The organism is Ligilactobacillus equi DSM 15833 = JCM 10991 (genome assembly GCF_000615765.1).
Classification (GTDB): Bacteria; Bacillota; Bacilli; order Lactobacillales; family Lactobacillaceae; genus Ligilactobacillus; species Ligilactobacillus equi.
In genome coordinates this window covers 1-2,274 of record NZ_BAMI01000109.1, presented here as the reverse complement: position 1 = coordinate 2,274, position 2,274 = coordinate 1, and the positions used below count along the sequence as shown (strand labels likewise).

Here is a 2,274-nt window from a genome sequence, read left to right as displayed (position 1 = left end):
GTATTATTATATATTTTGGATATGGAAGTATATATTATTATATTCTAGTATATCTTTAAATATACTAGAATATCCAAAAAGAGATAGGAAAAGCAGCGTTATCTTTTAAAATAAACATTGGCAAATAAGCGTGGAACGGAAGGAAAACATACTTTGCAATGAAGTTTAAACTTTATTTTAGGAGACATTTTAAACTTTAAAATAATATCTAGAAATAAATTTCTAATCTAATAGAAAATAAAATACAAAATCCAAAATAAAATTTAGATTACATTTTAGATTACGCTTGGATTTTAGAATGCAATGGGAACATTTAATTCCATTTGTATTTTAATGTACAATCAATTTTAAAATGGAATTTACAATGCATTATACATTTTATTGTAAATTAAAAGGCCACACATAAGTGTGACCTGTATTAAAAGTTTTCTTACTTGTATTATAACGATTCAATTAAGGCTTCGATAAATGCTGAATCAGTTTTATAATGATTATCCTTCGATAACTTGCGAATCTTCTTAATCGTAGATTGTTTTAAGTAATAAGATTTAGATGTACGTTTTTCTTCCTTTTCAGGTGTTGGTAAAGAAATTGACAAATTCATAGTTGCTTTAGTTTCTGGCTCAACTTTATCAATTTTAGATACTTCACCAGTTTCCATCATATTATCAAACGTACCTTTACGTTTTTCTTCTCTTTCTTTTTCAAGATTTTCAAATGACATAATTTTTCCTCCTGTTTAAATTCAAATGTTAATTTTCGTTTAACTAAACTCTTAAAATAGATTTTAAAACAAAATCTAAATTACAATCTAATAAGTCAAGAAGCAGCACTAACTCTAGTGATTAAATGCTTCAAGCATCTTTTTAAATTCCGTATCTATTTCCTTATATGTTGACGCATATCTCTTGTATTTAGATTCATCACTACGTTCCATTTTAACTAATGGGGTGTGTTCAAGGGTTGATCTATTAAATAATTCTCTGTTTGGTAAAACAGCAATAACTTCTGGATTGTTTTCAATGATTTTAAGAAAATTACGTGATGATTCAGTATTATGTTTAACCATATTACCAATATAGTAAACTTTCGCCCGAACATAACTTTCTTCTGTCGACATGTCAATTGCTTCGTTTTCTTTATATTCAACAAAATCATCATAAAGGTAAATTTAGCATCATATCCATGTTCTGTCGGTGTAATAGGGCAGAATAAAACATCACTAACCGCTACCGCATTTTTTACTAACGTGTCAAATGAAGGGTGACAATCTACGATTACATAATCGTATTTTTTAACCGTTTCATAGTTTTTTCTAAACCATCTAAATAAGAAAAAATATTTATGTGGGTCAGTTTCAATATTTGCGATTAAGCATGAAGTTTTTTATAACCCGGAATAATATCAATGTTTTCAGAAGTTGTATGATATACACTCATTTCTTCATCATTTAGTTTATCAAAAAGATTTCCAATATTATTACTTGTACTTTCTAAGCCATACAACTGACTTAAATTACATTGTTGATCTAAATCAATTAGCAACACTTGATTTCCATTAGCTGCTAACCATTCTCCGAAATTATAAGAAATAGTCGTTTTGCCAACACCACCTTTGGTGCTGCAAATTGTAACAATTTCCATGAAATCCACCTCCGTAAAATTGCCTTCTTTGAATAATTAGGTAGCAAGAATTTGCCAATCTAATCGCTATCTATATCATACAACTAAACAATGTAAAAAGCAATATAAAATAAAAGTAACATTGAATTATAAAAAATACTTCAAAAAGAAATCTAAAATAAAATTCAAATTCTCATGTAAAATCACACTTAGATTTATAAATAATATCTTTGCGTTATTTAATAAAAAGTGATAAAATTAAACTTGCGACGAGTTATAGGTCGGTAGTTGTCTATCTGAAAGGAGGTTGTTTTATATGGAACAATCTTACGAAAGGTACGCAACGAAATGTTTTCATTTGCTGATTTAATGAGCTTTGGTCTATTTATCATTGCTTTGTTGACATATATTAATCAAGACAAATAAAAAACAACCACCTAATAACTTTGACAGGTTAGTGGTTGTTTTTTGTCTATATAAATAACTACCGACTTAATAAGCCGCAAGAGGTGTATGTTCCAGCATATGCCTCTTTTCATTTATCATTATAACTAGAATTAACTAAAAAATCAATACTTTACACTAAGAGTCTGTCCATTAACAGTACAGACTAGAAATTTATTGAGATTTATTGAGAAAAAATAACAATCAA

4 protein-coding genes and 1 pseudogene are annotated in these 2,274 nt (G+C 27.8%); 1 reads left to right on the top strand and 4 read right to left on the bottom strand.

Annotated elements, in window-relative coordinates; all coding sequences use genetic code 11:
- Positions 1–439: 439 nt before the first annotated feature.
- The 4 genes and pseudogenes from JCM10991_RS11555 to JCM10991_RS16290 form a co-directional block, all read right to left on the bottom strand.
- Entirely contained in the window at positions 440–724 is a 285-nt protein-coding gene (locus JCM10991_RS11555) for a hypothetical protein (RefSeq protein WP_023859306.1), read from the bottom strand.
- A gap of 114 nt (positions 725–838) precedes the next feature.
- Positions 839–1,120, bottom strand: a complete 282-nt coding sequence (locus JCM10991_RS15975; RefSeq protein WP_025021573.1) for a hypothetical protein — start codon at positions 1,118–1,120, stop codon at positions 839–841.
- Between the two features lie 26 nt (positions 1,121–1,146).
- Positions 1,147–1,362: pseudogene (locus tag JCM10991_RS16530) on the bottom strand (AAA family ATPase); the annotation flags it as partial.
- 8 nt (positions 1,363–1,370) lie between these two features.
- Positions 1,371–1,643: a ParA family protein gene (locus tag JCM10991_RS16290; RefSeq protein ID WP_025021572.1), complete on the bottom strand. Its 273-nt coding sequence runs from the start codon at positions 1,641–1,643 to the stop codon at positions 1,371–1,373.
- Positions 1,644–1,970: 327 nt separating this feature from the next.
- Between JCM10991_RS16290 and JCM10991_RS16525 the strand changes: the two genes are divergently transcribed.
- Entirely contained in the window at positions 1,971–2,048 is a 78-nt protein-coding gene (locus JCM10991_RS16525) for a putative holin-like toxin (RefSeq protein WP_369384746.1), read from the top strand.
- The last annotated feature ends 226 nt before the right edge of the window (positions 2,049–2,274 follow it).

Excerpts from the sequence above, each read along its gene's own strand:
- JCM10991_RS11555 (WP_023859306.1), bottom strand. The coding sequence starts at position 724 with ATGTCATTTGAAAATCTTGAAAAAGAAAGAGAAGAAAAACGTAAAGGT.
- JCM10991_RS15975 (WP_025021573.1), bottom strand. The coding sequence starts at position 1,120 with ATGTCGACAGAAGAAAGTTATGTTCGGGCGAAAGTTTACTATATTGGT.
- JCM10991_RS16290 (WP_025021572.1), bottom strand. The coding sequence starts at position 1,643 with ATGGAAATTGTTACAATTTGCAGCACCAAAGGTGGTGTTGGCAAAACG.
- JCM10991_RS16525 (WP_369384746.1), top strand. The coding sequence starts at position 1,971 with ATGTTTTCATTTGCTGATTTAATGAGCTTTGGTCTATTTATCATTGCT.